This is a genomic window from Agrobacterium sp. CFBP2214, from assembly GCF_030209895.1.
Classification (GTDB): Bacteria; Pseudomonadota; Alphaproteobacteria; order Rhizobiales; family Rhizobiaceae; genus Agrobacterium; species Agrobacterium radiobacter.
The window spans coordinates 281,663-306,299 of the sequence record NZ_JARVRC010000001.1 but is presented as its reverse complement, the minus strand read 5'-3'; the positions used below and the strand labels follow the sequence as shown (position 1 = coordinate 306,299).

General features: G+C 60.1%; 25 protein-coding genes. 5 read left to right on the top strand and 20 right to left on the bottom strand.

Translation table 11 applies throughout. From position 1 onward, the window contains the following. Nucleotides 1-25: 25 nt before the first annotated feature. On the bottom strand, nucleotides 26-2,359 hold the full coding sequence (locus tag QRN60_RS01505) for a methyl-accepting chemotaxis protein (protein WP_060727138.1): 2,334 nt from the start codon (nucleotides 2,357-2,359) through the stop codon (nucleotides 26-28). A gap of 166 nt (nucleotides 2,360-2,525) precedes the next feature. Beyond that, nucleotides 2,526-3,392 carry an LOG family protein gene (locus QRN60_RS01500; protein ID WP_373426345.1) on the bottom strand — a complete coding sequence of 289 codons (867 nt, stop codon included), beginning with the start codon at nucleotides 3,390-3,392 and terminating at the stop codon, nucleotides 2,526-2,528. Between the two features lie 138 nt (nucleotides 3,393-3,530). Here QRN60_RS01500 and dapD point away from each other — a divergent pair, with 138 nt between their 5' ends. From dapD to QRN60_RS01485, 3 genes are read left to right on the top strand one after another with little or no spacing between them, the layout of a single operon-like run. Further along, on the top strand, nucleotides 3,531-4,385 hold the full coding sequence (dapD, locus tag QRN60_RS01495; protein WP_020811938.1) for a 2,3,4,5-tetrahydropyridine-2,6-dicarboxylate N-succinyltransferase: 855 nt from the start codon (nucleotides 3,531-3,533) through the stop codon (nucleotides 4,383-4,385). A gap of 15 nt (nucleotides 4,386-4,400) precedes the next feature. Further along, nucleotides 4,401-5,597: a succinyl-diaminopimelate desuccinylase gene (gene dapE, locus QRN60_RS01490; protein ID WP_111791892.1), complete on the top strand. Its 1,197-nt coding sequence runs from the start codon at nucleotides 4,401-4,403 to the stop codon at nucleotides 5,595-5,597. Then, nucleotides 5,581-6,177: a hypothetical protein gene (locus tag QRN60_RS01485; RefSeq protein ID WP_003503718.1), complete on the top strand. Its 597-nt coding sequence runs from the start codon at nucleotides 5,581-5,583 to the stop codon at nucleotides 6,175-6,177. The genes dapE and QRN60_RS01485 overlap by 17 nt, the downstream gene beginning before the upstream one ends. A 20-nt stretch (nucleotides 6,178-6,197) precedes the next feature. Here QRN60_RS01485 and truA read toward each other — a convergent pair whose 3' ends face one another. From truA to def, 3 genes are read right to left on the bottom strand one after another with little or no spacing between them, the layout of a single operon-like run. Beyond that, entirely contained in the window at nucleotides 6,198-6,998 is an 801-nt protein-coding gene (gene truA / locus QRN60_RS01480; protein WP_087743294.1) for a tRNA pseudouridine(38-40) synthase TruA, read from the bottom strand. Then, nucleotides 6,998-7,933: a methionyl-tRNA formyltransferase gene (fmt, locus tag QRN60_RS01475; RefSeq protein WP_111791893.1), complete on the bottom strand. Its 936-nt coding sequence runs from the start codon at nucleotides 7,931-7,933 to the stop codon at nucleotides 6,998-7,000. Before fmt ends, truA begins: the two co-directional genes overlap by 1 nt. Before the next feature lie 45 nt (nucleotides 7,934-7,978). Beyond that, nucleotides 7,979-8,491: a peptide deformylase gene (def, locus tag QRN60_RS01470; protein WP_129564629.1), complete on the bottom strand. Its 513-nt coding sequence runs from the start codon at nucleotides 8,489-8,491 to the stop codon at nucleotides 7,979-7,981. A gap of 148 nt (nucleotides 8,492-8,639) precedes the next feature. On the opposite strand from def, the gene QRN60_RS01465 reads away from it, so the two are divergent. Together QRN60_RS01465 and QRN60_RS01460 are read left to right on the top strand one after the other, a co-directional pair. Continuing rightward, on the top strand, nucleotides 8,640-9,833 hold the full coding sequence (locus tag QRN60_RS01465) for a DNA recombination protein RmuC (RefSeq protein WP_003503726.1): 1,194 nt from the start codon (nucleotides 8,640-8,642) through the stop codon (nucleotides 9,831-9,833). A 54-nt stretch (nucleotides 9,834-9,887) separates the two neighbouring features. Continuing rightward, on the top strand, nucleotides 9,888-10,787 hold the full coding sequence (locus QRN60_RS01460; RefSeq protein WP_003503729.1) for a ribokinase: 900 nt from the start codon (nucleotides 9,888-9,890) through the stop codon (nucleotides 10,785-10,787). Between the two features lie 12 nt (nucleotides 10,788-10,799). Here QRN60_RS01460 and trmB read toward each other — a convergent pair whose 3' ends face one another. The 15 genes from trmB to trpS form a co-directional block, all read right to left on the bottom strand. Continuing rightward, a complete protein-coding gene (trmB, locus tag QRN60_RS01455) occupies nucleotides 10,800-11,498 on the bottom strand; it encodes a tRNA (guanosine(46)-N7)-methyltransferase TrmB (protein ID WP_129564630.1) in 699 nt (232 codons plus the stop codon). 110 nt (nucleotides 11,499-11,608) lie between these two features. After that, on the bottom strand, nucleotides 11,609-12,871 hold the full coding sequence (gene metK / locus QRN60_RS01450) for a methionine adenosyltransferase (RefSeq protein WP_003503733.1): 1,263 nt from the start codon (nucleotides 12,869-12,871) through the stop codon (nucleotides 11,609-11,611). 191 nt (nucleotides 12,872-13,062) lie between these two features. After that, complete coding sequence (locus QRN60_RS01445; protein WP_003503735.1) at nucleotides 13,063-13,482, bottom strand: helix-turn-helix domain-containing protein; 420 nt, start codon at nucleotides 13,480-13,482, stop codon at nucleotides 13,063-13,065. A 133-nt stretch (nucleotides 13,483-13,615) separates the two neighbouring features. Continuing rightward, on the bottom strand, nucleotides 13,616-15,205 hold the full coding sequence (gene lnt / locus QRN60_RS01440; RefSeq protein WP_060722836.1) for an apolipoprotein N-acyltransferase: 1,590 nt from the start codon (nucleotides 15,203-15,205) through the stop codon (nucleotides 13,616-13,618). Nucleotides 15,206-15,392: 187 nt separating this feature from the next. After that, entirely contained in the window at nucleotides 15,393-16,532 is a 1,140-nt protein-coding gene (locus QRN60_RS01435; protein ID WP_020011047.1) for a hemolysin family protein, read from the bottom strand. Nucleotides 16,533-16,547: 15 nt separating this feature from the next. After that, complete coding sequence (ybeY, locus tag QRN60_RS01430) at nucleotides 16,548-17,054, bottom strand: rRNA maturation RNase YbeY (protein ID WP_003503742.1); 507 nt, start codon at nucleotides 17,052-17,054, stop codon at nucleotides 16,548-16,550. A 10-nt stretch (nucleotides 17,055-17,064) separates the two neighbouring features. Next, nucleotides 17,065-18,120 (bottom strand): PhoH family protein, encoded by a 1,056-nt coding sequence (locus QRN60_RS01425; RefSeq protein ID WP_003503744.1) that lies wholly within the window; start codon nucleotides 18,118-18,120, stop codon nucleotides 17,065-17,067. A 40-nt stretch (nucleotides 18,121-18,160) separates the two neighbouring features. Continuing rightward, the gene (miaB, locus tag QRN60_RS01420) at nucleotides 18,161-19,564 is read right to left on the bottom strand and encodes a tRNA (N6-isopentenyl adenosine(37)-C2)-methylthiotransferase MiaB (protein ID WP_165000556.1); all 1,404 of its coding nucleotides are present in this window, start codon (nucleotides 19,562-19,564) and stop codon (nucleotides 18,161-18,163) included. Nucleotides 19,565-19,626: 62 nt separating this feature from the next. Further along, nucleotides 19,627-20,424 (bottom strand): lyso-ornithine lipid O-acyltransferase, encoded by a 798-nt coding sequence (olsA, locus tag QRN60_RS01415; RefSeq protein ID WP_129564631.1) that lies wholly within the window; start codon nucleotides 20,422-20,424, stop codon nucleotides 19,627-19,629. Nucleotides 20,425-20,454: 30 nt separating this feature from the next. Continuing rightward, nucleotides 20,455-20,883: a Fur family transcriptional regulator gene (locus QRN60_RS01410; RefSeq protein ID WP_003503749.1), complete on the bottom strand. Its 429-nt coding sequence runs from the start codon at nucleotides 20,881-20,883 to the stop codon at nucleotides 20,455-20,457. A gap of 64 nt (nucleotides 20,884-20,947) precedes the next feature. After that, entirely contained in the window at nucleotides 20,948-21,442 is a 495-nt protein-coding gene (locus tag QRN60_RS01405; RefSeq protein WP_003503751.1) for a GNAT family N-acetyltransferase, read from the bottom strand. A gap of 43 nt (nucleotides 21,443-21,485) precedes the next feature. Further along, nucleotides 21,486-22,154 (bottom strand): tRNA (adenosine(37)-N6)-threonylcarbamoyltransferase complex dimerization subunit type 1 TsaB, encoded by a 669-nt coding sequence (gene tsaB, locus QRN60_RS01400; RefSeq protein WP_111791896.1) that lies wholly within the window; start codon nucleotides 22,152-22,154, stop codon nucleotides 21,486-21,488. A gap of 17 nt (nucleotides 22,155-22,171) precedes the next feature. Next, nucleotides 22,172-22,735 (bottom strand): NifU family protein, encoded by a 564-nt coding sequence (locus tag QRN60_RS01395; protein ID WP_003503755.1) that lies wholly within the window; start codon nucleotides 22,733-22,735, stop codon nucleotides 22,172-22,174. Nucleotides 22,736-22,880: 145 nt separating this feature from the next. After that, entirely contained in the window at nucleotides 22,881-23,372 is a 492-nt protein-coding gene (locus tag QRN60_RS01390; RefSeq protein WP_003503758.1) for a universal stress protein, read from the bottom strand. 114 nt (nucleotides 23,373-23,486) lie between these two features. Beyond that, complete coding sequence (gene trpS, locus QRN60_RS01385) at nucleotides 23,487-24,551, bottom strand: tryptophan--tRNA ligase (protein WP_111791897.1); 1,065 nt, start codon at nucleotides 24,549-24,551, stop codon at nucleotides 23,487-23,489. Nucleotides 24,552-24,637: the final 86 nt, after the last annotated feature.

Genomic DNA, 24,637 nt, shown 5'->3' with positions numbered 1-24,637 from the left:
TTTCATTTGAGGCGGAAATGGCGCGTCAGAACTCCGTCCAGTCATCCTGCGCCAGCGCGTTTGCGCCGCTGGTTCTCGGACGGGCGCGTTGCGCGGCCGGGCGGCCCGATGCCTGCGCCGGAGCGGCGGGTGCGCGCATCGCCGCGGCAGTGGCGCGCAATTGCTGGCTGGAATGACCACCGGAAACGGAGAAACCGGCAACGAGCGATTTCAGCGTTTCGGCTTCGCTGTTCAGCGTTACACTCGCCGCGGTAGTTTCTTCCACCATCGCCGCATTCTGCTGGGTAACCTGATCCATCTGGGTAACGGCGGAATTGATCTCCTTCAGACCCACTGCCTGTTCGCTGGCGGAGGCGGAGATCTGCCGTATCAGCTGGTTGATCTGCATAACCTGATCGGCGATCTTTTTCATCGTCTCACCGGCCTTGCCGACCAGTTGGACGCCCTCGCCAACCTGGGTGGCCGAAGTGTTGATGAGGCCCTTGATCTCCTTGGCGGCGGTGGCGGACCGTTGTGCCAGTTCGCGTACTTCCTGTGCGACGACGGCAAAGCCCTTGCCGGCATCACCCGCGCGGGCAGCTTCGACGCCCGCGTTCAGCGCCAGAAGGTTGGTCTGGAAGGCAATCTCGTCGATAACACCGATGATACGGGAAATTTCGGCCGAGGATTGCGCGATGCCTTCCATGGAGTTCACGGCCTGCTGCACGACCTCGCCCGACTTGCCGGCGTCGTCGCAGGCATGGCTGACGGCGCCGGCCGCCTGTGCGGCGTTTTCCGCACTGGAATTGACCTGTGCGGTCAACTCATTGAGGGCGGCAGCGGTTTCCTCCAGGCTTGCGGCCTGCTGTTCCGTGCGGTGCGAAAGATCGCTGGCGGCGCGGGTGATCTCACCCGTGCCGTTGCCGATGCTGACGACGGTTGCGTTGACCGTGGAAACGGTTTCCTCGAGGCTGGCGAGCGCAGAGTTGAAGTCCTCGCGCAGCTTCGCATATTCGCCCGGGAACTCGTCCTCGATGCGGTAGGTGAGATTGCCCTGCGAAAGCGCATTGAGGCCTGCACCCAGCACGCCGACAATGTGCTGCTGCATGCGGCTGTTCTCGTTGCGCTCGAATTCGGATCGCTGGCGCTCCGTCTCGGCGTGACCACGCTGGGCATCGGCTTCAGCCTCCATCTCGCGGATGCCGGCAAGCTTCGCGCGGAAACCTTCCAGCGCGGTGGCCACGGCGCCCGTTTCATCCCGGCGTTCCTGTCCGGAAACCGGCACATCGTAGCGACCGTCACTCAGCGTCCTGACGTCGGAGACCAGCGAGGCAAGCGGATTGCGAACAAAATAACGCACGGCGAAATAAAGCGCGGTGATGACCGCGGCGAGAATGACAATCGCGCCGATGATCATCATGTAGGTCTGTTCCTGAACCGGTGCGTTCAGGGCCTGATGGGGAATATCCACCAGCACCACCCAGGTCGCGTTGAGGCCGGGAACGGCGAAGGGATAAACGAGACGGTTATAGGGCGCGTCCGTATCAACGCCGAGATTTTCAATGAGGCCCTGCTTGCCTGACGTGATTGCCGCCTGAACGGTGCTTGCACCGTCTCCGTCATAGGCTTTCATGTTCTGCTCGGGTGTCGGCGGCACCAGCCACTGGCCGCCCTGCGAAACGAGCGTCACGCGGCCGGTCTCGAAAGGATGCAGCGCCTGCAGCTTCTGCGACAGCGAGGCCAACGAGATATCGACACCAGCCACACCGATCATCTTGCCATCGGACATGACGGGATAGGCAAGTGACGTCATCGTCGTCGGCACTTCCGTGCCTTCGGCGAGATAGGGCTGCGTGATCGCGCCTTTGCCGGATTTGGCGGCAAGCGCATACCACTCCGCCGCATAATCATTCTTGAACGTCGAGAACTGGATTTCGCCCTTCTGGGTTTTCGACCAGTAAGGAGCGAAGGCGCCGGTGGCATTGGTGCCAAGATCGAGCCTGTTGGCGATCTCCGTCGTCTGGCCGTCAAAAAGGCCGAGCTGCTCACAGAACCAGCTGCCAAAGGCAAAGGCGTTCTGCTCGACATTGGCCTTCAGGATGTTGACGATGCCGGGGCGATCCATTGATTTCGCCTGATGCGCACGGCCGATGACACCGGCCATGGAGCGTGCGGCGCTGCCGAGTTCACCCACATCAGCGGCGATGACGTTGGCGATGGCGCGCGCTTCGGTATTGGCCTGATCCATGGTCAGCGCGTGCACGCGCTCACTCGTCTGGGAAATGAGGAAGGAATTTGATGCAACGAGAACCGTGGTGATAGCGCAGCCGGTTACGAGGATCAGCTTGGTCGCAAGCGACTTCACTTGGAAATTGAACATTTTGGCCTCGATCAAATCGCCCGCCTGAAAAGGCTGACTTCAACGGATGATAAATCTCCGTCATGGAGGCCCGTCCCCTTGGGACAGTGCGCTGCAGCGCGACGGGGCAAAATTAGAAGAAGATTGCTAATTAAGCCCTAAAATTACTTCGTCGCGCCAAGCATAATCAGTGTTCGTAGTGGGCCGAGATGATTCTCCATGCATCGTCAGCCGTTTCAGCAAAATGCAGAAGATTCATATCTTCAGGTGCAATAGTGCCGAAGTCCGCCAGGAACTCGAAATTGATCACCGATCGCCAGAATTTCTCACCGAACAGGATGAGAGGAATTGGCTCCATGCGCTTCGTCTGGATCAGGGTCAACGCTTCAAACAATTCGTCCAGCGTGCCGAAGCCGCCGGGGAAGATCACCACGGCCTTCGCCCGCATCAGAAAATGCATCTTGCGAATGGCGAAATAGTGGAAGTTGAAGCTCAGCTCCGGTGTCACATAGGGGTTCGGCGCCTGCTCGTGCGGCAGGACGATATTAAGGCCGATGGACGGGCCACCCGCATCGGCCGCACCACGATTGCCCGCTTCCATGACGCCCGGACCGCCGCCGGTGACCACGACATATTCGAGGTGATCCGATTTTGCGGCATAGGCGGTGCAAAGACGGGCAAACTTGCGCGCCTCATCGTAATAGACGGAGGATTGTTCCAGATTGCGCTTTTGCGTCTCGTTGCGCGCCGCCCAGGCTTCGCCGCCGGGTTCGGGAATGCGCGCGCCGCCGAACATGACGACGGTGGATTTTATGCCGCGCTCGGTGAGTGCCATTTCCGTCTTCAGAAGCTCAAGCTGCAACCTGACGGGGCGCAATTCCTCGCGGCAGAGAAAATCCATGTCCACATAGGCGAGGCGATAGGACGGGGAGTCCGACTGCGGTGTTTTTTGAACGACCTCGGCCTGCTGCTTGTCCACAGCACTGCGCTTCAACGGGTCCCATACCCCGTCCTTGCGCCGCAACTTGCCGTTTTTCAGTCGTGTCATTTCCATGCCTTTCGTCTGACGCGCCAAATCACCCAAATCACATTGACGCCTTTCCAACACTCCCTTAGATCAAATGACCAAAGCCTTCCAGCGGCGCGGTACCATCCGTGACCATGAACACCACGCGACTTTAAGGAATTTTCCATGAGCCTTACGGATCTCACCTCCCTCGAAACCATCATCGAAACGGCGTTCGACAACCGCGATAGCGTGAACGTATCGACGAAGGGCGAGGTTCGCGACGCCGTGGACACATCTCTTCAACTTCTCGATAGCGGCAAGGCACGCGTTGCTGAGAAGCAGGCGGATGGAAACTGGAAGGTGAACCAGTGGCTAAAAAAGGCCGTGCTCCTCTCCTTCCGTCTGAACGACATGGAGATCGTCACCGGCGGACCGGGCGAATCCAGCTGGTGGGACAAGGTGCCGTCGAAGTTCGAAAACTGGGGTGAAAACCAGTTCCGCGCCGCCGGTTTCCGCGCCGTGCCGAACGCCGTCGTCCGCCGCTCCGCCTATGTGGCCAAGAACGTCGTTCTGATGCCCTCCTTCGTCAATCTCGGCGCCTATGTCGATGAAGGCACGATGGTCGACACCTGGGCGACTGTCGGCTCCTGCGCACAGATCGGCAAGAATGTGCATCTCTCCGGCGGCGTCGGCATTGGCGGCGTTCTGGAGCCGCTGCAGGCAGGCCCGACCATCATCGAGGATAATTGCTTCATCGGCGCCCGTTCGGAAGTCGTGGAAGGCTGCATCGTGCGCGAAGGCGCGGTTCTCGGCATGGGCGTCTTCATCGGCAAGTCCACCAAGATCGTCGATCGCGCCACCGGCGAGATCACCTATGGCGAAGTGCCGCCCTATTCCGTCGTCGTTGCCGGCACCATGCCGGGCAAACCTTTCCCGAACGGCGAGCCGGGCCCGAGCCTCTATTGCGCCGTGATCGTCAAGCGCGTCGATGAAAAGACCCGCTCCAAGACCGGCATCAACGAGCTTCTGCGCGACTGATATAAAGCGACTGCCATGACCACGACCGATCCCGTTGCCAATCTCGCCGCCCTCATCCGTTGCCCTTCGGTGACGCCTGCCGAAGGCGGCGCGCTTTCCTTGCTCGACACCCTGCTTTCGCCGCTCGGCTTCAAGGTAGACAAGATAGTGGCAAGCGAGGCGGGAACGCCTGACGTGGAAAACCTCTATGCCCGGCTCGGCACCGAGGGTCCGCATCTGATGTTTGCGGGCCATACGGATGTCGTTCCCGTGGGCGACGAGGCGGCGTGGAGCCATCCGCCCTTTTCGGCTGAAATCGCCGGTGGCGAAATGTTCGGTCGCGGTGCAGTGGACATGAAAGGCGGCATCGCCTGTTTCGTCGCCGCCATCGCCCGCCATATCGAAAAACACGGCGAGCCGAAGGGTTCCGTTTCCTTCCTGATCACCGGAGACGAGGAAGGCCCGTCGATCAACGGCACCTCCAAGCTGCTGGAATGGGCCGCCGCCAAGGGCGAGACGTGGGACGCCTGTGTGGTGGGCGAGCCGACCAATCCCGACCAGCTTGGCGACATGATCAAGATCGGCCGCCGGGGTTCGCTTTCCGGCCGCATCACCGTCCATGGCGTTCAGGGCCATGCCGCTTATCCCCATCTCGCCGACAACCCCATTCGCGGCCTGCTGCAGCTGACCCATGCGCTGATGCATCCACCCTTCGATCACGGCACGGATGATTTCCAGCCATCCAATCTGGAAGTGACGACCGTCGACACCGGCAACGCCGCCACCAATGTGATCCCGGCGCGGGCGACAGCGGCCTTCAACATCCGTTTCAACGACACCTGGACAGCAGAAAGCCTGCGCGCGGAGATCATCCGCCGCCTCGACGCCGCTGCGGCCGAAGGTGAGCTTCGCCCCGACCGCGCGCCGGTGAAATATGAGATCGTCTGGGCCGACCGGCCATCCCATGTTTTCCTGACGCGGAACAATGCGCTTATCTCGTCGCTCTCAGGCGCGGTTGAAGCCGTTACCGGCAGGGAACCGAAGCTTTCGACCACCGGCGGCACATCCGATGCACGCTTCATCAAGGATTATTGCCCTGTCGTGGAATTCGGCCTCGTCGGGCAGACCATGCATATGGTCGATGAACGCGTGGCCGTTGCCGATCTCGAAACGCTGACGCGCATTTACGAGACCTTTATCGAACGCTGGTTCGCCCATGCCGACGGCAAGTGAAATAAGGCTCTATCTGACCGGCCTGTGGCTTCTGCTGCTGGGTGACCACAATGGTGCGCGTTATCTTGATCTCTCCGAGCGCGGCATGTGGCGATCCTTCTATTCCGCCCTCTGGTGCCTGCCCGCCATGCTGGTTTCCTGGCTGTGGCTGCGGGCAGCCTTCCTCGCCAGCTATCCGCCCGGCACCGGAACGGGGTTCATCTTCTTCTTCCGTCTGGCGATGGTTGAGGCCATCTGCTGGATCGTGCCGCTGCTTTTGATCGGCATGCTACTATACGCCTTCGGCGCTCGGGAAAAATTCGCGCCGCTCGTCACCACCATGAACTGGCTGTCGCTGCCATTTTCCTATGCCTATGCGGTTCTGATCCTGATCGCGTTCTTCCTGCCGCCGCTGCAAGGACTGATCGCCGTTCTCTGGCTGGCACTGCTTCTATCGCTGGTCTTCGCCTTCTCGCGGATCGTGCGGTTTTTCATCCGCGATCAGTCGCTGCTCGTCTCGGCCATCGTCATGACGCTGCTGGTGCCGGGCATGCTTCTATCGGAAGCGCTGCAGCGTTTTCTCGGTGTCTATCCCGCCTGAGAACTGGCACAGCTTAAACGTCAGTCCACATCCTCGGTCACGTCGACTTCGGGGCGCCGGCGCGGCGGAATGACGTCGGGATAATCGACCTGCATGAAATAAAGACCGTCCGGCGGTGCGACAGGGCCGCAGGCCTTGCGGTCCCGTGCCTCCAGTGCGGCACGCACGTCCTCCGGTGTCATCGTGCCCTCGCCCGCCAGTTTCAACGTGCCGGCGAAAGAGCGGATCTGGTTATGAAGGAAGCTCTGCGCCGTCGCGCGTATCTCGATGAGATCGCCATTGCGCGTCACATCCAGCCGGTCGAGCGTGCGCACGGGGCTGTTCGCTTGGCAATGGACCGAGCGGAAGGTGGTGAAATCATGCCGGCCGACGAGCATCTGGGCGGCTTCATGCATGCGCTCATGGTCGAGGTCCTTCGACACCCACCATGCCCGCTTGTGCTCCAGCGCCAGCCGGGCCTTGCGGCAAATGATGCGGTAGAGATAGTGCCGACGAAGGGCGGAAAAGCGGGCGTCGAAATCCTCGGTCACGGAAGCGGCGTCGAGAACGGCCACGGCTTCGCCCGCCATGGCGAGATGCGCATTGAGGGCGTTGCGAAGCTTGTAGGGTTCCCAGTCGCGCAAAAGATCGACATGGACAACCTGCCCAACGGCATGCACACCGGAATCGGTGCGGCCGGCGCCGCGAATGGAGACGCTCTCTCCCGTCAGCGAGCGAACCGCAGCCTCCAGCGCACCCTGAACCGAGGGGCCGTTATCCTGTCTCTGCCAGCCATAATAGGGCGTACCGTCATATTCGACGGTCATGCGGAAACGTGGCATCAGCCGAGCCTCGTTGTGGCCGGAACGGGGGTGCCGCGCACGAAATCGGCCGCCGACATCGGTTTGCCGCCCGCCTTCTGCAGGCGGGTGAGCCGCACGGCCCCGCTGCCGCAGGCAATGGTCAGAGCATCGTCGAGCGCTGCGCCCGCTTCTCCCATGCCGCTTGCCAGTTCGGAGGCGAGAACCTTCACGCGCTCCGTCTTGCCGCCAATGTCCATTTCCAGCCATGCGCCGGGAAACGGCGAAAGGCCGCGAATGTGATTATGCACATCCTGCGAGGGCCGAGAAAAATCGATGCGAGTCTCGCCCTTGTCGATCTTCGCAGCATAGAGAACACCCTCTTCCGCCTGTGTGACGAGCGGCAGGTCATCTGCTTCCAGCTTTTCCATCGCCTGCCGCATCAACCGCGCGCCTGTTAGCATCAGGCTGTCATGCAGCTCGCCGGCCGTCATGTTATCGCCGATCGCGACTTTCGCGGTCAGCGCGACGGGACCGGTATCGAGCCCCTTTTCCATTTTCATGACCATCATGCCGGTTTCGGGGTCGCCGGCCATGATCGCCCGCTGGATGGGAGCAGCACCGCGCCAGCGCGGCAGTAGCGAGGCATGACCATTGTAACAGCCGAGACGCGTACCGGAGAGGATCGCTTCGGGCAGCAGCAGCCCGTAAGCCACGACAACCGCCACATCAGCATTGAATTCCCGGAACTGCTCACGATCTTCCTCAGCCTTGAAATTCACGGGCGTAAACACCGGGAGCCCCAGCAGTCCGGCAGCCTGATGCACCGGTGACCTCTGCAGATCGAGACCTCGGCGGCCACCGGGACGCGGCGGCTGGGTGTAGACAGCGACAACCTCGTGGCCCGCCTCCACCAATGCACGCAATGTGGGAACGGAAAAATCCGGTGTGCCCATAAATATGATGCGAAGAGCCATTATCGCCCCCTGCCCTGTCGTCCATTCCGGTCCAGAGAGGACGGATCAGATCTTTGCGCGGGCCGCTTTCGTGAATTTCTTGATGACCATGTCGCGCTTCAGCCGCGAAATATGGTCGATGAACAGAACACCATTGAGGTGATCGATCTCGTGCTGCAGGCAGGTAGCGAGCAGACCATCCGCCTCGACCGTCTGCTGCTTGCCGTCACGGCCGACATATTGCACCGTGAGCGAGGCGGGACGCTCGACCTCGGCGTAGTAGTCGGGAATGGAGAGGCAGCCTTCCTCATAGGTCGAGACATCGTCCGACACCTTGAGGATTTCCGGGTTGATGAAGACGATCGGGGTCTTTTTCTCGCCTTCACGCGCAACGTCGATCACCAGCATGCGGCGCGCCACGCCGATCTGGATAGCGGCAAGACCGATACCCGGCGCATCGTACATGGTTTCGAGCATGTCGTCGGCAAGACGCAGAACCTCTGCATCCACCTTTTCGATGGGCTTCGATTGCTGGCGCAGCACGGGATCGGGCAAAATGATAAGCGGTTTGATGGTCATGGCTTCCCATAACGTATCTCTTGCGCGGAGGAAATAAAAAACACGAGGTTCAAATCGCCTCGGGCATCCACCCCGCCCGACTCATTTCCGCCACAGGAATGTTCTTGTTTTGATCTTCCGAATCACTGGAAATCTGCTAGATTTAATCATGAGTATAGATTTCTCCGTTCTCCTTGATCCCGCGCTGCGGGCCGGCTCCGTTGATATCAGCTTCGGCGCGCTGCTCGCGGCTCTGGTTTTCGGTCTGGTCACAACCTGGCTGGTCACGACAAACCGCGTGAAAAAAGCGGGAGCCGACGGTGAAATCTCCGATCTTCTGAAAACACAGTCCGAACTGCATGGCCGTATCGCGGCCATGGCGGAAACGCTCGGCACCCGCCAGACCGAGATGAGCCAGACGCTCAACCAGCGCCTCGACGGCATGTCGCAGCGCATTGGCGAAACACTGACGGAACAGACCCGGTCGACCCATGAAAATCTGAGCCGACTGCAGGAGCGCCTCGCGGTGATCGACGCCGCGCAGGGCAATATTCAGGATCTGGCCAAGGACGTGGTCGGACTGCAGGCCATCCTTTCCAACAAGCAGACGCGCGGCGCCTTTGGACAGGCACGCATGGAAATTCTGATCGCCGATGCCCTTCCCGCCGGCGCTTTCCAGCTTCAGCCGACGCTTTCGAACGGTTACCGGCCGGACTGCACCATCAAGATGCCGAACAATGCGCCGCCGCTCGTCATCGACGCGAAGTTTCCGCTGGAGGCATGGAACGCCATCAAGGCGGATGAGACACCGGAAACCAAACGCGCTGCCGTTCAGCAGTTCCGCCGCGATATGGAAGTGCATATTCGCGATGTGGCCGAGAAATACCTCATCCGTGGCGAAACACAGGATACCGCCTTCATCTTCGTGCCGTCCGAATCGATCTTCGCCGATATCCACCAGCATTTCGAATATCTGGTGCAGCGCGCTCACCGCGCCCGTGTCGTCATCGTTTCGCCATCGCTTCTGATGCTGTCGGTGCAGGTCATCCAGTCCGTGCTGAAGGATCAGCGCATGCGGGAGCAGGCGCATCTCATCCAGGGTGAAGTTGCCCTTCTGATGGACGATGTGCGGCGGCTGGACGACCGGACGCGCAAGCTGCAGGCCCATTTCGGGCTGGCGCAGAAGGACGTCGACATGATGCTCATCTCCTCGGACAAGGTGCTGGCACGCGGCCAGAAGATCGAAGGACTTGATTTCTCGCCAACGGAAAAAGACGCCCCGCATGGTGAAATCGAGCAGGCGCGCCGCTTTGCCGAAAACAGAGCCGGTGCGGCCAAATTGCGGGTAGTTGACGACGAGTGATCGTCTCGGGCAAAGTCGCCGCCTTGCTCAAATTTCATATGGACCCAGCGCCCCATGATTACTGTTTTCGGCTCCATCAACATGGACCTCGTCGCGACCGCCAAACGCCTGCCCAAGCCCGGTGAAACCGTAACGGGAGAGACATTCTCCACGGCCGCCGGCGGCAAGGGAGCCAATCAGGCGCTGGCCGCACGGCGTGCAGGCGCCGCAGTCAAGATGGCAGGGGCTGCGGGCGATGATACCTTTGCCGCACCGGCGCTGACATTACTGCGTGATGCTGGCACCGACCTGTCTCTGGTCAAGACTGCGCCCGGCCCGACGGGAACGGCGGTGATCCTGATCGGTGAAGGCGGAGAGAACATGATTTCGGTCATTCCCGCCGCCAATGGCGAGGTCTCCGCCTCCGATGCCGCAAAGACCGTATCCGACATGGCCGCTGGCGATATTCTGATGCTGCAGTTCGAGATACCGGCCGCAGCCATCGAAGCGGCGCTGACGGCCGCCAAGGCAAAGCGCATCACCACCGTCATCAACACAGCGCCGCTGACCGCAGACGGTCCGCGTCTTGCTGGCCTTGCCGATATCGTCATCGCCAATGAAACCGAGTTCGAGCTGCTGATCGGCAAGAATGGCCTCTCCAGCGTCGAGCGGGAAAACGAACTCAAGACCCTTCACGACAGGACCGGCCAGACATTGATCGTGACGCTTGGGGCAGACGGCGTGATCGCCATGCGCAACGGCAAGGTCTACAGGGCTTCCGGCCTCAAGATCGAGCCGGTCGATACGGTTGGTGCGGGCGATACCTTCTGCGGTTATCTCGCCGCCAGCCTCGATCAGGGGATGGATTTCGAAAGGGCGCTGAAGCGTGCCGCCGTTGCAGGCTCGCTCGCCTGCACGCGTGCCGGTGCCCAGCCTTCCATTCCGCTGGCAGCGGAAGTGGATGCGGCCCTCTGAGGGCTCAATCGCTCAACGACGGATGAAGGTGAGATAGGCCGAGCTGCGGCCTTCTCTTTTCGCCTTGTTTTCGTAACGCGTGCCCGGCCAGTTGGCATAGGGCGTGCGCCAGTCGTCAGCGCTCGTCGCCGTCCACTCAAAACCGCCATGCCGGGCGCAATGCTGCAGCGTCCAGTTGACGTATGTATCGATATCCGACGCAAAGCAGAATTTGCCGCCGAGTTTCAACACGCGATGGAAACGGGCGAGATTGACGTCCGAGACAAAACGGCGCTTCCAGTGTTTCTTCTTTGGCCACGGATCGGGATAAAGCAGATCGATGTGATCGATCGACCCTTCCGGCAGCCAGTCGAGCAGCTGCGTCGCGTCATCGTCATAGAGCCGGATATTCATCAGCTCGCGTTCGCGCACGGTGGCGAGCAGTTTGGCCATGGAGTTAACGAAGGGCTCGACCCCGATGAAACCCGTCTCAGGGTTTTCAACCGCGCGGTGGGCGAGATGCTCGCCGCCGCCGAAACCAATCTCCAGACGGATCGATCGCACATCCGCCGGAAAAAGAGCAGCGAGATTTTGCGGCGGAGCGCTTTCCAGATCGATTTTCAGCAAAGGCAGCAGGTTCTCGATCGTATCGACTTGCTGATTGCGCAGGGGCTTGCCCTTGCGTCTGCCAAAAAACGCTTCCGTTGCGCGCGAACGCCGTTCTTCCGTCATCTCATACTCTCAAGAACAAATAGATTTAACCCGCACAGCGCCACATGAGGCATTGTGCGGGTTACAAAAGTTGGTGACGGTATCTCTCAATCGCCGTCAAATAACAAGTGTTAGGCGCTCAAAGCTTCCTTAAGCGGCTTCACCAGATCGAGCTTCTCCCAGGAGAAGGAGCCGTCACGGCCGGCCTTGCGGCCGAAATGGCCGTATGAGGACGTCTTGGCGTAGATCGGCTTGTTGAGATCGAGATGACGGCGGATACCCGACGGCGAAAGGTCCATGACCTTACGGATCGCGTTCTCGACCTGATCTTCGCTGACCTTGCCGGTGCCATGCAGATCGACATAGATCGACAGGGGCTGGGCGATGCCGATCGCGTAGGAAATCTGGATTGTGCAACGCTCGGCAAGGCCGGCAGCCACGACGTTCTTGGCAAGATAGCGGGCGGCATAGGCGGCGGAACGGTCAACCTTGGTCGTGTCCTTGCCGGAGAATGCGCCACCACCATGGGGGGCAGCGCCGCCATAGGTGTCGACGATGATCTTGCGGCCGGTGAGGCCCGCATCACCATCGGGACCGCCGATGACGAACTTACCGGTCGGGTTGATATACCACTGGCAATCGTCGGCGATCTTCAGGTCGCCCAGAGCTTCGCGGATATAGGGCTCGACAACAGCGCGAACCTTCTTCGAATCCCAGCTTGCATCGAGATGCTGCGTGGACAGAACGATGGATACGGCTTCCGAAGCCTTGCCGTCGACGTAACGAACCGTCACCTGGCTCTTGGCGTCGGGGCCAAGTTTCGCCGCTTCGCCTTCGCCGCTCTTGCGGGCGGTGGCGAGCAGCTGGAGGATACGGTGAGAATAATAGATCGGCGCCGGCATCAGATCCGGCGTTTCCTTGCAGGCGTAACCGAACATGATGCCCTGGTCGCCGGCGCCCTCGTCGCCCTGCTTGTCGGAAGCATTGTCCACGCCCTGCGCGATATCTGCCGACTGCGGGTGCAGGAGAACGTCGATCTTGGCGGTCTTCCAGTGGAAACCATCCTGCTCGTAGCCGATGTCACGGATCGCCTTGCGGGCGGCGGACTTGAACTTCGAAGGGTTGATGACCGGATGGCCGGCGGCGTCCTTGATGATCTTGCCGTCCTTGTCCTTTTTCAGAAGCGTATCGGGAACCCGAACCTCACCGGCAATAATAACGCGGTTGGTCGTCGCAAGCGTTTCACATGCGATGCGCACGGTCCAGGGATCGACACCCGTCTTGGACGCTTCACGATAAATAAGATCCACGATTTCATCAGAAATACGATCACAAACCTTGTCCGGATGACCCTCGGCCACGGACTCGCTGGTGAACAGGTAATTGGCACGCATGCGGGATTCCCCTCAAAGAACGGTCTTGGAGTTTGTTAGTCATTTCAGCCGCGAAAAACAAGGACACAACCACATAAATATATCTTTATGTGAGAATTCCTTTCCAATCCGGCACAAAAAAACGGTCCTTGCGGACCGTTGAGTGCCCGGCATCCCGTGCCGGAAATTTTCTGCGCTGTGCGGACCAGGCTCTACTCGGCATCGCCCTCGGCGGCGAGCGCCTTGACGAGATCAACGAGGCGACGGCGAACCTTGGGGTCGGCGATCTTCACGAATGCGCGGTTCAGCTGCAAACCTTCAGCCGAGGACAGAAAGTCGACCACGTAATTGGAGCTCGACGCTTCCGCCATGCCGGTCGTACCGCCGACCTGATCGCCGGGCGCATCTTCGAAAAAAAAGGAAACCGGTACATTGAGGATCCCGGAAATATTCTGCAGGCGGCTAGCGCCGACGCGGTTGGTGCCTTTTTCATATTTCTGGATTTGCTGAAAGGTAATTCCAAGACTTTCACCCAGCTTCTCCTGACTCATTCCGAGCATGGTTCTGCGAAGGCGAATTCGGCTTCCGACATGAATGTCGATGGGGTTAGGCTTTTTCTTATTCTCGGTCATCATGCGGTCCTGACACTCGGAAAGGGTTGATATCTCGCTTCAGTACTATTCGAAGAAATGAGCCGGTATTTCGACAACGGCTAAACTTGTTTTACGACTGACGTATTCACTATGCAATTGTGGGGGTTCGCGGTCAATTCTGGCGCCGCGCAAATCTCCACGCAGGCAATACCGCGACGATTATCAAGATGGAAAAAATCAACCAGAAATACGTCCGATGTGTGTCGTAGGTAAATGCGTCGTTTGACCCACCACTCAAAGTGGCGTCAACAATTCCGACCCGACCGTAGTCCAGCCCTGCAATAATGCGGCCATAGGGATCGATGACGGCAGAAATTCCGGTATTGGCGCCGCGAATCACCGGCACGCCCGTCTCAACGGCCCGTACTCTCGCCTGCAGAAAATGCTGATAGGGGCCGGGCGTATCACCGAACCAGCCATCATTCGTCACGTTCAGGATGGCGGCCGAGCCGGCCAGCCCGGGCGTCATCTCGCCCGGGAAAATGATCTCGTAACAGATCAATGGATAGAAGGTCTTGCCCGAAGGCAGCGTGAGCGGCGTACGCGAAGAGGCCGCGGAAAAACCTCCCGGCAGGGCAATGACATTGTCGATACCGAATTCCCGCAGGATGCCTTCAAAGGGGACATATTCGCCGAAGGGGGTCAGATGCACCTTGTCGGTCGCACCGATGATCTCGCCCTGGCTGTCGATCGCATAGACCGAATTATAATAACGCGGCGGTCGGCCGGCCCCCTGATCTTCCATTCTGACAGCGCCGGTGAACAGCACCTGTCCATCCTCCAGCGTTCTGGCGATTTCCGCCAGAGCATCCGGGTTTTGCGTCAGGATGAACGGGACGGAGGTTTCCGGCCAGACGATGATATCAGGGCGTTTTTTCCCTGCGCCCGGCGGCAGGGCCGTCAGCCGCAGATGCTCGCTGAAAATCTCGGCGCGGTCGTCGTTCAACATCTTGCGGGACTGATCGATGGAAGGCTGAACGATCCTCACCGTCAGGGCGTCCGCCGGGATCTCCGCCGGCGTCTGCAAGCGATAAAAGCCATAACCGAAGTGGGCGGCCAGCAGCAGACCCGCCAGCGCCAGCCCCGGTCCCATGCCTTTTTTCGTACCGATCAGCGCCGGTGCAGCGAAGATGAAAACCGCCAGCGTCGTGATACTGAAAAGACCGAGCAGATGCGCTGACTGCATCATGATCGGGATGGGCATGATGCCGTAACCGATGGCGTTCCAGGGAAAGCCGGTCGCCAGAAAACTGCGCAGCCATTCCGAAAGGCCGAAGGCGGCGGCAAGCGCCGCGATGCGGCCAAGGCCATCCGACCAGAGGAGATTGGCGGCGGCAACCGCAAAACCGTAAAACAGCGCCAGAAACGCCGGCAGACCGAGGATGGCAAGTGGCAGCGCCCAGGCGAATTCATCCGCTTCCAGCAGAAGCGCATTGCCCAACCACCACAGGCCGGCCACGAAATAGCCAAGTCCGAAACACCAGCCGATGCCAAAAGCGGGCAGGATTCGGCTAAAGAGGCCGCCGCCGGGCTTTCCCGTGCAGCCGTCCACGAGCCAGACGAGCAGGGTAAAAGACAGAAATAGCGCCGCAAAAAAGCCGAATGGAGGCAAGGCAAGCGCCCCGACCGCACCTGCAGCAATCGCCATCACTGCGCGGCTCATGCCGCCGGCCAGCATTACCCTGCCTGCAAGACGCTCCATGCCATCTCCGTTTATGCGCATGTGGAAAAGCCCGCAGCCACGGAATTTCCCCTCAGACTCGACGTAAAGGAAAAAAGATTCGCAGTCCACAGGAGGGATGGCAGCCAGAGCGCCGTGCGGCCTTTTGGCCGCTCCGAACTGTCAAATTGCTGCGTGGCGGAGGTGACGGGGCATCCCGTCACCTTTCCTAATCGGCGTTCTGCTGGTGCGTGATGAGGCGAACATCCGGCGCGGGCAGCGCAATGACCCCGTTGGCTTCGCCCGGAGCGCGGTCATCCTCACCTTCGGAGCCATGATCCCGGGCGATACGAACGCCCTTGATGCGCCGGCTATCCGCATCGAGAATCTGGAACTCGAAACCGGGTACCGCGCGAACCACCTCGCCCTTGGCCGGAATGCGGCCGAGTGCAAAGAAGATGAGGCCGCCAAGCGTGTCGATTTCTTCGAGATGTTCGCGCACGTCGAATTCCGGCCCGATCACCTCGGCAAGTTCGGTGAGTTCCGCACGCGCATCGGCAACAAGCACATCGGCGGAAAGGCGCGAGAACATCGCCTCGTCCTTGTCGTGCTCGTCATCGATATCGCCTACGACCATCTCAACGATATCCTCGTGGCTGACGAGGCCGTCCGTGCCGCCATATTCGTCGATAACAAGTGCAAGCTGTGTTCTCTGCGCCTGCATCGTCTTCAAGAGATCGGAAGCGAGCATCGAGGGCGGTGCGAATAGAATTTTGCGCACCAGCCCGGCATCGGCGACCGTCTGCTCAAGATCCACCCGAGCCAGATCGAAATTCGGCCGCGGTGAGCGCGGCGCCTTCACCTCGCCATAAGCGACGCTTCGCGATCCGGCGCGGCGCTTGTTGCGGGCCTGCTTGGCGACATAGGCCAGCAGATCGCGAATGTGGATCATACCCTTCGGGTTATCCAGCGTCTCATCGTAGACCGGCATCCGGGAACGTCCGGTTTCCTCGAAGAGGATCAGCGCGTCGCCGATCGTCATGTTCTGGTCGAGACCATCGATATCGACCCGCGGGATCATGATATCTTCGACCCTGATCTCACGGAAACGGAGGATATTGTTCAGCATCGCCCGTTCTTCAGGCGAAAAGGCCGCACCGATTTCGGTGTCGTCCATCAGTGCATCGGTCAGATCCTCGCGCAGGCGTTCGCCCTGGGATGGTTTCAGCAACCGTGCGATGCGTGACCAGATGGTCGATTTCGGCTTGGCATTGTAGTCGTGACGTAAGTGACTACTGCCCTCCTCCGAAGAGGACTGCTCGCCGTTTTCTCTGCCCTCATTGGCAGGTCGTGCAGAATGTTCGTTCATGGCTCCAGACAATATTTAAAGCGGTTCCTGACCCGCGTAGGGATCAGATAGGCCAAGCACCGCCAAAATGCGAGTCTCAAGCGACTCCATTTCTTCCGCTTCTTCCTCGTCCATGTGGTCATAACCGAACAAATGGAGGAACCCGTGGACGAGAAGATGGGTCAGATGATCCTCGAAACTCTTCTCAAGTTCAAGAGCCTCGCGTTCAACCGTCTCGCGCGCGATGACGATATCGCCCAGCATCGGGCCCGGCATACCGCCCGGTTCCAGCGGAAAAGCGGGGAAAGACAAGACATTGGTCGCCTTGTCCTTGTCGCGCCACTCGGCGTTGATTTCCCGGATATTTTCATCGTCGGTGAAGACCAGCGAAAGTTCCACGGGCATTTTCGGGAAGGGTTGCTCCTCTTCCCGCTTCAAAAACTCAACCGCCGCATCCAGCACTTTGGTTGCAAAGGCAAGCAGGTCCTCTTCCGAGGACCAGCCTTCGGCCTCGACGCTGATTTGAATATCCAGAGCTGTCATTGTCTTTGCGTCAGTCGCCCTTCACGAGGCTTTCGTCCGGCACGGCCGTGTGGGATTCGTAAGCCCGGACGATGCGCGCCACCATCGGATGACGCACGACGTCGACATCCTTGAAGCGGACGACGGACACGCCTTCGACATCGGTGAGGATTTGCAGGGCCTCGACAAGACCGGATTTTACGCCGCGCGGCAAATCCACCTGGCTCGGGTCACCAGTCACGATCATGCGGCCGTTTTCGCCAAGACGGGTCAGGAACATCTTCATCTGCATCGTCGTGGTGTTTTGGGCTTCGTCCAGAATGACGGCGGCGTTGGCGAGCGTGCGTCCGCGCATGAAGGCCAGCGGCGCGATTTCAATGACACCCGCCTGAATGGCGCGCTCCACCTTGTCACCCGGCATCATGTCATAAAGCGCGTCATAAAGCGGGCGCAGATACGGATCGACCTTTTCCTTCATGTCGCCGGGCAGGAAGCCCAGACGCTCGCCTGCCTCGACGGCGGGGCGTGAGAGGATGATGCGGTCGACCGCGCCACGCTCCAGAAGCTGGGCCGCATGCGCCACTGCCAGATAGGTCTTGCCGGTGCCGGCGGGACCGACGCCGAAAACCAGCTCGGACTGTTCCAGCGCCCGCATATAGACATCCTGCGTCGGGGTGCGGGCAGCAATTGTCTTCTTGCGGGTGGAAATCTGCGCCATGGAAATCTTCGCCTTGCGCTCCATGGTCGGCAAGGTCAGCTGGTCGTCCGCGGCCATGGCCATGCGGATCGCGCCTTCCACGTCGGAAACCTCGGCGGTGCCGCCCTTGAGCAGGCGCTCGTAAAGGAAATCCAGCGCCCGGCGGGCCTGGTTGGTAGCAACCATATCGCCGGTGATGGCAACGGAATTGCCGCGCGGGCGGGCGTCGATATTGAGGCGCTGCTCCAGGAGCTTCAGGTTCTGATCGAACTGACCGAATAGCTCTCCCGCTATCCTGTTATTCTCGAACGTGAGGACGAAGTGATTGGCGTCGGTCGCGGCTTGGCGTGGCTGGCGCGATGAATTTGATACCAATTCGTGTGCGTTCAAGCGGTCAGGCTCCTGTCCCAATCAGTGTCGGCTCCCCACTCTAACTCCCTGCCACCTCGGCAAACAAGCTGTTTGGACCCGTTGCGGTGATTCGTACATTAACAATGTCACCGATTTTCAACGTCTTTGCATCAAGATTCACGGATTGCAGCCAAGGAGAGCGACCTATCAACTGCTCATGCATGCGGCCGGGCTTTTCCAGAAGCACATCCATGGTTTTTCCGACCAGCGATTCCGCAAATTCCTTCTGCTGCCGCAGCAACAGCGCCTGCAATCTCTCCAGCCGCTCAGCCTTCACGTCTTCCGCAACCTGATCCGTGAGATCGGCACCCGGCGTGCCGGGACGGGTGGAATATTTGAACGAAAAGGCCTGCGCGTATTTTACCGTCTCGACCATCGCCATCGTATCTTCGAAATCGCGATCCGTCTCACCGGGGAAACCGACAATAAAGTCCCCCGACATGGCAATATCAGGGCGGGCGGCGCGGATTTTTTCGATAAGCTGGATATATTCCTCACCCGTATGGCGGCGGTTCATCACTTTCAGAATGCGGTCTGAACCGGACTGCACCGGCAGGTGCAGATAGGGCATGAGGATACGCAGATCGCGATGCGCGCCGATCAGGCGGTCATCCATGTCGCGCGGATGGCTGGTGGTATAGCGAAGCCGCGCAAGCCCGGGAATTTCCGCCAGCCGATACAGCAATTCGGCAAGGCCCCATTTCTCGCCCTTCGGGCCTTCGCCCTGCCAGGCATTCACGTTCTGGCCGAGCAGTGTGATTTCGCGCACGCCGGCATCGACGAGCTTCATCGCTTCATCGACGATCTGGCGCACGGGGCGCGAGACTTCCGAACCGCGCGTATAGGGCACGACACAGAAGGTGCAGAACTTGTCGCAGCCTTCCTGCACCGTCAGAAACGCCGTGACACCGCGCGTGCGCAGCGTCGCCTTTTCGGCGACCGGAAGATGCTCGAACTTGTCTTCGACGGCGTATTCGGTTTCGATGACGCGCTCGCCGCCGCGTACGCGCTTCAGCGCATCCGGCAGGCGATGATAGGTCTGCGGGCCGATGACGACATCGACGGCAGGCGCACGGCGCAGGATTTCCTCGCCTTCCGCCTGTGCCACGCAACCGGCAACGCCAATCATGAATTCGCGGCCCTGCTCTTCGCGGGATTTTTTCATGTCACGCAGGCGGCCGAGCGCCGAATAGACCTTTTCAGCCGCCTTTTCGCGGATATGACAGGTGTTCAGTAGAACCAGATCCGCCTCGCCCATATCCTCCGTCTGAACGTAACCATCCTTCGCAAGCGCATCGCTCATGCGGACGGAATCGTAGACATTCATCTGACAGCCATAGGTCTTGATGAAAACCTTACGGTTGTTCGAGCCCTCGGGGGCGATCATGGGTGTGGCGTCAAGGCCAAGCGTTTCCTGGGTCATGGCGGCTATCTAGTGTTTTTCCCGGCCAGATTAAACAGAAAAATGCCGGAAAAGCTACGATCTCACGAATTCCGCCAGCCGCCGCGCAGGCTGAAGGCCAGCATGGAGCGGATAGCGGCGGCAACATCGGTCGCCAGTCGCTTGCGGTTGTCAGCGCTGTGAAACGCAACGCTGTCACCGAATGTCACGTCGACATCAATGGCGCCGGCCCTGATGATGCCGAGCAGATGCGGCACGAGCGTGATGCTGCCCGGCCAGGCGGCAATGACGCGGTGGTAACGCCCCATGGCCATGCCCTGCACCCGCGTATAGGCGATGGCGACCGGCTGCACATAAACGAGCTTGCCCGGAACCTGTTCAGCCGCAGTGGAAGCCGCACCGAACAGCGAGGATTTGACGGCGAGCATGCGGTTGCCATCCGAGGTGGTGCCTTCGGGGAACAGGACGACAATCTCGCCATCGGCCATGCGGCTGGCGATCTCGCTCACCTGCGCGCCGGTGCTGCGCTTCTGCTCGCGCTGCACGAAGATGCTTTTCTGCAGACGGGCTAGCCAGCCGAAGACCGGCCAGTCGCGCACCTCCGTCTTGGCGATGAACACCACGTCGGCAATGCTGCCCAAAACGAGGATGTCTTTCCACGAGGCGTGATTGACCGCCAGCATCAACGGTTTCGCGCGCTCCACATCCCCGTGGACGTGAACGCGGATGCCCAGAACATGGCAGGCGATGCGGTGCCAGAAGCGCGGAATGCGGCGGCGAAGCCGCCAGTCGAAGGCAAGGCCCAGCAATTGCAGCGGCAGCAAGACGAGCGTGACGATCAGGAGAACGATCGCAATATAGGCTGTCCGCAGCCACATCATGATGGGAACGCCCGCTTGCTCACCGGCGTCTCAGTGTTCGCCGGGCTTCAATGGCACGCCGTAAAGTTCCAGCCGGTGATCCACGAGCTTGAAGCCGTGTTCGCGGGCGATCTTTTCCTGCAGGGCCTCGATCTCGGCCGAATGAAATTCGATGACCACACCGTTCTTCAGGTCGATCAGATGATCGTGATGCTCTTCGGGCACGGTTTCATAACGCGAGCGGCCATCGCGAAAATCGTGACGCTCGATGATGCCGGCATCCTCGAACAGCTTCACCGTTCTATAAACGGTGGAAATCGAGATGCGCGGATCCACGGCGGAGGAACGGCGGTAAAGCTCCTCGACATCGGGGTGGTCCGCAGATTCCTGAAGGACACGGGCGATGACGCGGCGTTGGTCGGTCATCCGCATGCCGCGCTCGGCACAAAGCTCCTCCAGCGTTTTCGAAAGGTCTGTCACGTCTTCTGGCCTTTTGAGAATTCCGGTTTGCGGCTTTCGCCGAAAAAATGCCTGTCGCAGGGAACTAGCGAAGATCGCGACGCATGACAAGCGCCGTCGACTTCGTTCCATCCTTGGCGGTGTAATAGGCCTTGCGTTCCGCGACGGTTTTGAAGCCGAGCTTCCTGTAGAGCCCGAGAGCGGAAACATTCTTATTGTCCACCTCGAGAAACATGGTTTCAGCGCCACGCATCATCGCCTCGCGGATCGCCGACTGCATCAGACGCCAGCCGAGACCCGCGCGTGCGAACTTGTCGGCCACGGCAACGGTGAGGATTTCCGCCTCGCCCGCCACTTCCCGCGCCAGCACGAAACCGCCAAGCGGCTTGCTGAAAAATGCGTTGGTCTGGCGTGCGACGGCGCCGAAAACCGACCCTTGCGTCAATAGTCCGGAGAACTCCCCGTCGTTCCACGGGCGCGGGAAGCGCAAGGCATGCAAATCCGACACCGCGGCGCAATCCTCATGCTGCATCGGCACGATCTCGAAATAGGGTTTCCAGGTCAGATAGTCGTCAAACATCACAAAAATCGGGAATCAGAAACATGCACTCATGCATGCCGTATCAGGCAACGTCCTGGCGTGCCAGCGCAAAACCGGTCTGCGGCCGGGCATCCGGTCCACGCAGATAAAGCGGCGCGGGTTTCGGCTGGCCTGCCTGCTTGCACGCGCCAGCACGGGCAACGGAAGCAATCGGAAAATGATCCGGCCCGGACCCGCTTTCCTCTCCTGCAAACAGCGGCGCGGCGGAGCCGATGACGGAACCATTGAAACCGGAAAGAACACCCCTGGCGTCATCCAGAGACAGAAGCGCCGCCTCGTTGAGCGGTGATCCGTCCGTGCCGAATGCCTGAAGATAGGTTTCGCCGCGTTTCGCATCGAGCCCGACGGCCACGGGCCGGTCGGGATTTTCGAGCAGATGATGCAAGGCGAGCGTCTCAAGTGTGGTCACACCCATCGCCTCGACGCCGAGCGACAGGGCAAAACCACGCGCAGCGGCGACACCGACACGGATACCGGTGAAAGACCCCGGCCCGATCGTCACGGCAATGCGTTCGACATTCTGGAGCGACAGTTGCGCCTGCTCCAGAGCCCCGTCGATCACGGCCATCAGCCTTTCGGCATGGCCCTTGCCGATCGTTTCGCAGACCTCTCCGAGCACCCTGTCTGAGATGCTGTCATAGATGCAGGCGGAACAATCCACACCTGAGGTGTCGAGTGCGAGAACAATCATGACCTGGCTTTACAGCATTATACCGCTTCGACTTCGCGCACTTCCGGCACGAAATGGCGAAGCAGGTTCTGAACGCCATGCTTCAGCGTGGCGGTGGAGGACGGGCAGCCCGAGCAGGCGCCCTTCATGTTCAGGAACACCGTCCCGTCGCGGAAACCACGGAAGGTGATGTCGCCGCCATCCTGCGCCACGGCGGGGCGAACGCGGGTATCCAGCAGTTCCTTGATGGTCGCGACGATGGTTTCGTCACCCTCTTCGAAGAACTCGCCTTCTTCATCCGACACTTCGGCCGCAATAGCCGTGCCCATGATCGGGCGGCCAGACATGAAGTGCTCCATGATCGCGCCCAGAATGGCCGGCTTCAGGTGCTGCCATTCCGCGCCGTCCTTGGTGACGGTGATGAAATCGAAACCGAAATAAACGCCGGTAACCCCCGGAATGGTGAAGAGGCGCTCCGCCAGCGGCGAAGCCTGCGCCTGCGAAGGATTGAGAAACTCCACTGTCCCGCTTTCCAGCACCACCTTGCCCGGCAGGAACTTCAGCGTGGTGGGGTTCGGCGTGGCTTCCGTCTGAATGAACATCGTCTTCTCCTTCGAGGTCGCCGTTCACGCCCCGTAATTTAGAATTCTTCCAAAAAATACGCCCGGCGAAGCTTCACTTCAAGCCCTGACATGATAATTACATTCAAGAAATCGTCAGCCCCTAAATCTTGCCTGAGCCCCGGGGTCAGCAGAGTGCGTCGATTTCCTCGTCCGATAACGTATCCGGCAGCACGGTGACGGGGATCGGGAAGGCTGCCCCTCGCCCGGCAATGGAGGAAACGAGCGGTCCCGGCCCTTCTTTAGTCGATCCCGCCGCCAGAACGAGAATCGCGATATCGCGGTCTTCCTCGATCAGCCCGTGGATCTGCTCGGTGGCGCTGCCTTCACGAATGACAGCTTCGGGCTCGATGCCGATGGTCTCACGAACCTTCTGGGCGATCTTGGCGAGTGTGGCTTCCGCCTCCTCCCGCGCTTCCGCCCGCATGATCTGCTCGACACCAAGCCATTGCTGGAAGTCGCCTTCGGGGATCATGTAGAGCAGCACAAGCCCGCCATTGGAATTCTTGGCGCGACGACCGGCATAGTGCACGGCCCTTTCGCATTCCGGTGTGTCATCGATAACAGCGAGAAACTTGCGACGATGCCCTTCCAGACGCGACAGCCGTTTTGAAACCATTCTGCACTCCCTAGGTCCGCCGTGATCCGAGAAACCGCCCGACGGTTCGGGCGGAGATTATATCAAATCACGGCAGGCGCAAACCGCCCGCCGCATCCGCGCAGCAGCGACCTGTCAGCGCAGGAAGCCGATGATATCGCGCACCTCGTTCATCGTCTTTTCGGCGATGGCACGCGCCCGCTCGCCGCCTTGGCTGAGGATGGCGTCGATATGGGTCGGGTCATCGAGAAGGCGGCGCATCTCATTATTGACCGGTGCCAGCACATTGACGGCAAGCTCGACGAGGGCCGGTTTGAAGGCCGAGAACTGCTGTCCGCCGAATTCCGAGAGCACATCGGCCTTGGTCCTGTCGGACAGGGCGGCATAGATACCGACGAGGTTTTCGGCTTCGGGACGGCCCTTCAGGCCTTCCACTTCGCTCGGCAGCGCATCCGGGTCGGTCTTTGCCTTCCTGATCTTCTTCGAAATCGCATCGACATCATCCATGAGATTAATGCGCGACAGATCGGAGGGATCGGACTTCGACATCTTCTTGGTGCCGTCCTTCAACGACATCACACGCGGTGCCGGACCGCCGATCAGCGGTTCCACCATCGGGAAATAGGCGTGCACCGGCTCATCGCCGACCGTGATATCGAGCCCAAGCCCCGCCTTGCGGATATGATCGCTGAAATCGATGTTGAATTTCTGGGCGATGTCGCGTGCGAGTTCCAGATGCTGCTTCTGGTCGTCGCCGACCGGAACATGGGTGGCGCGATAGACGAGAATGTCGGCGGCCATCAGGCTCGGATAGGCGAGCAGACCGAGCGAGACCTGCTCGGCATTCTTGCCGGACTTGTCCTTGAACTGCGTCATACGCTCCATCCAGCCGATGCGCGCCACGCAGTTGAACACCCATGCCAGTTCCGCATGTTGCGGCACGGCCGACTGGTTGAAGACGATGTGCTTCACGGGGTCGATACCGGCTGCGATGAAGGCGGCCGCAATCGAGCGGGTCTGCGCCTTCAGGTCGGCGTGAACGAGCTGGGCGGTGATGGCATGCATGTCGACGACGCAATAGATGCAGTCGTTATCTTCCTGCAGCGCCACGAACTTGCGGATCGCGCCGAGATAATTGCCGAGATGCAGATTGCCGGTCGGCTGGACGCCCGAGAAAACCAGCGGCTTGAATGCGTTCATTGTCGTCCTCGAAAAGGCTTGTGGAGGGCCCCGCCCCATGGTTGGAATTGCACGCGCGCTTATGCACCCGCAGCCCCCCGCAATCA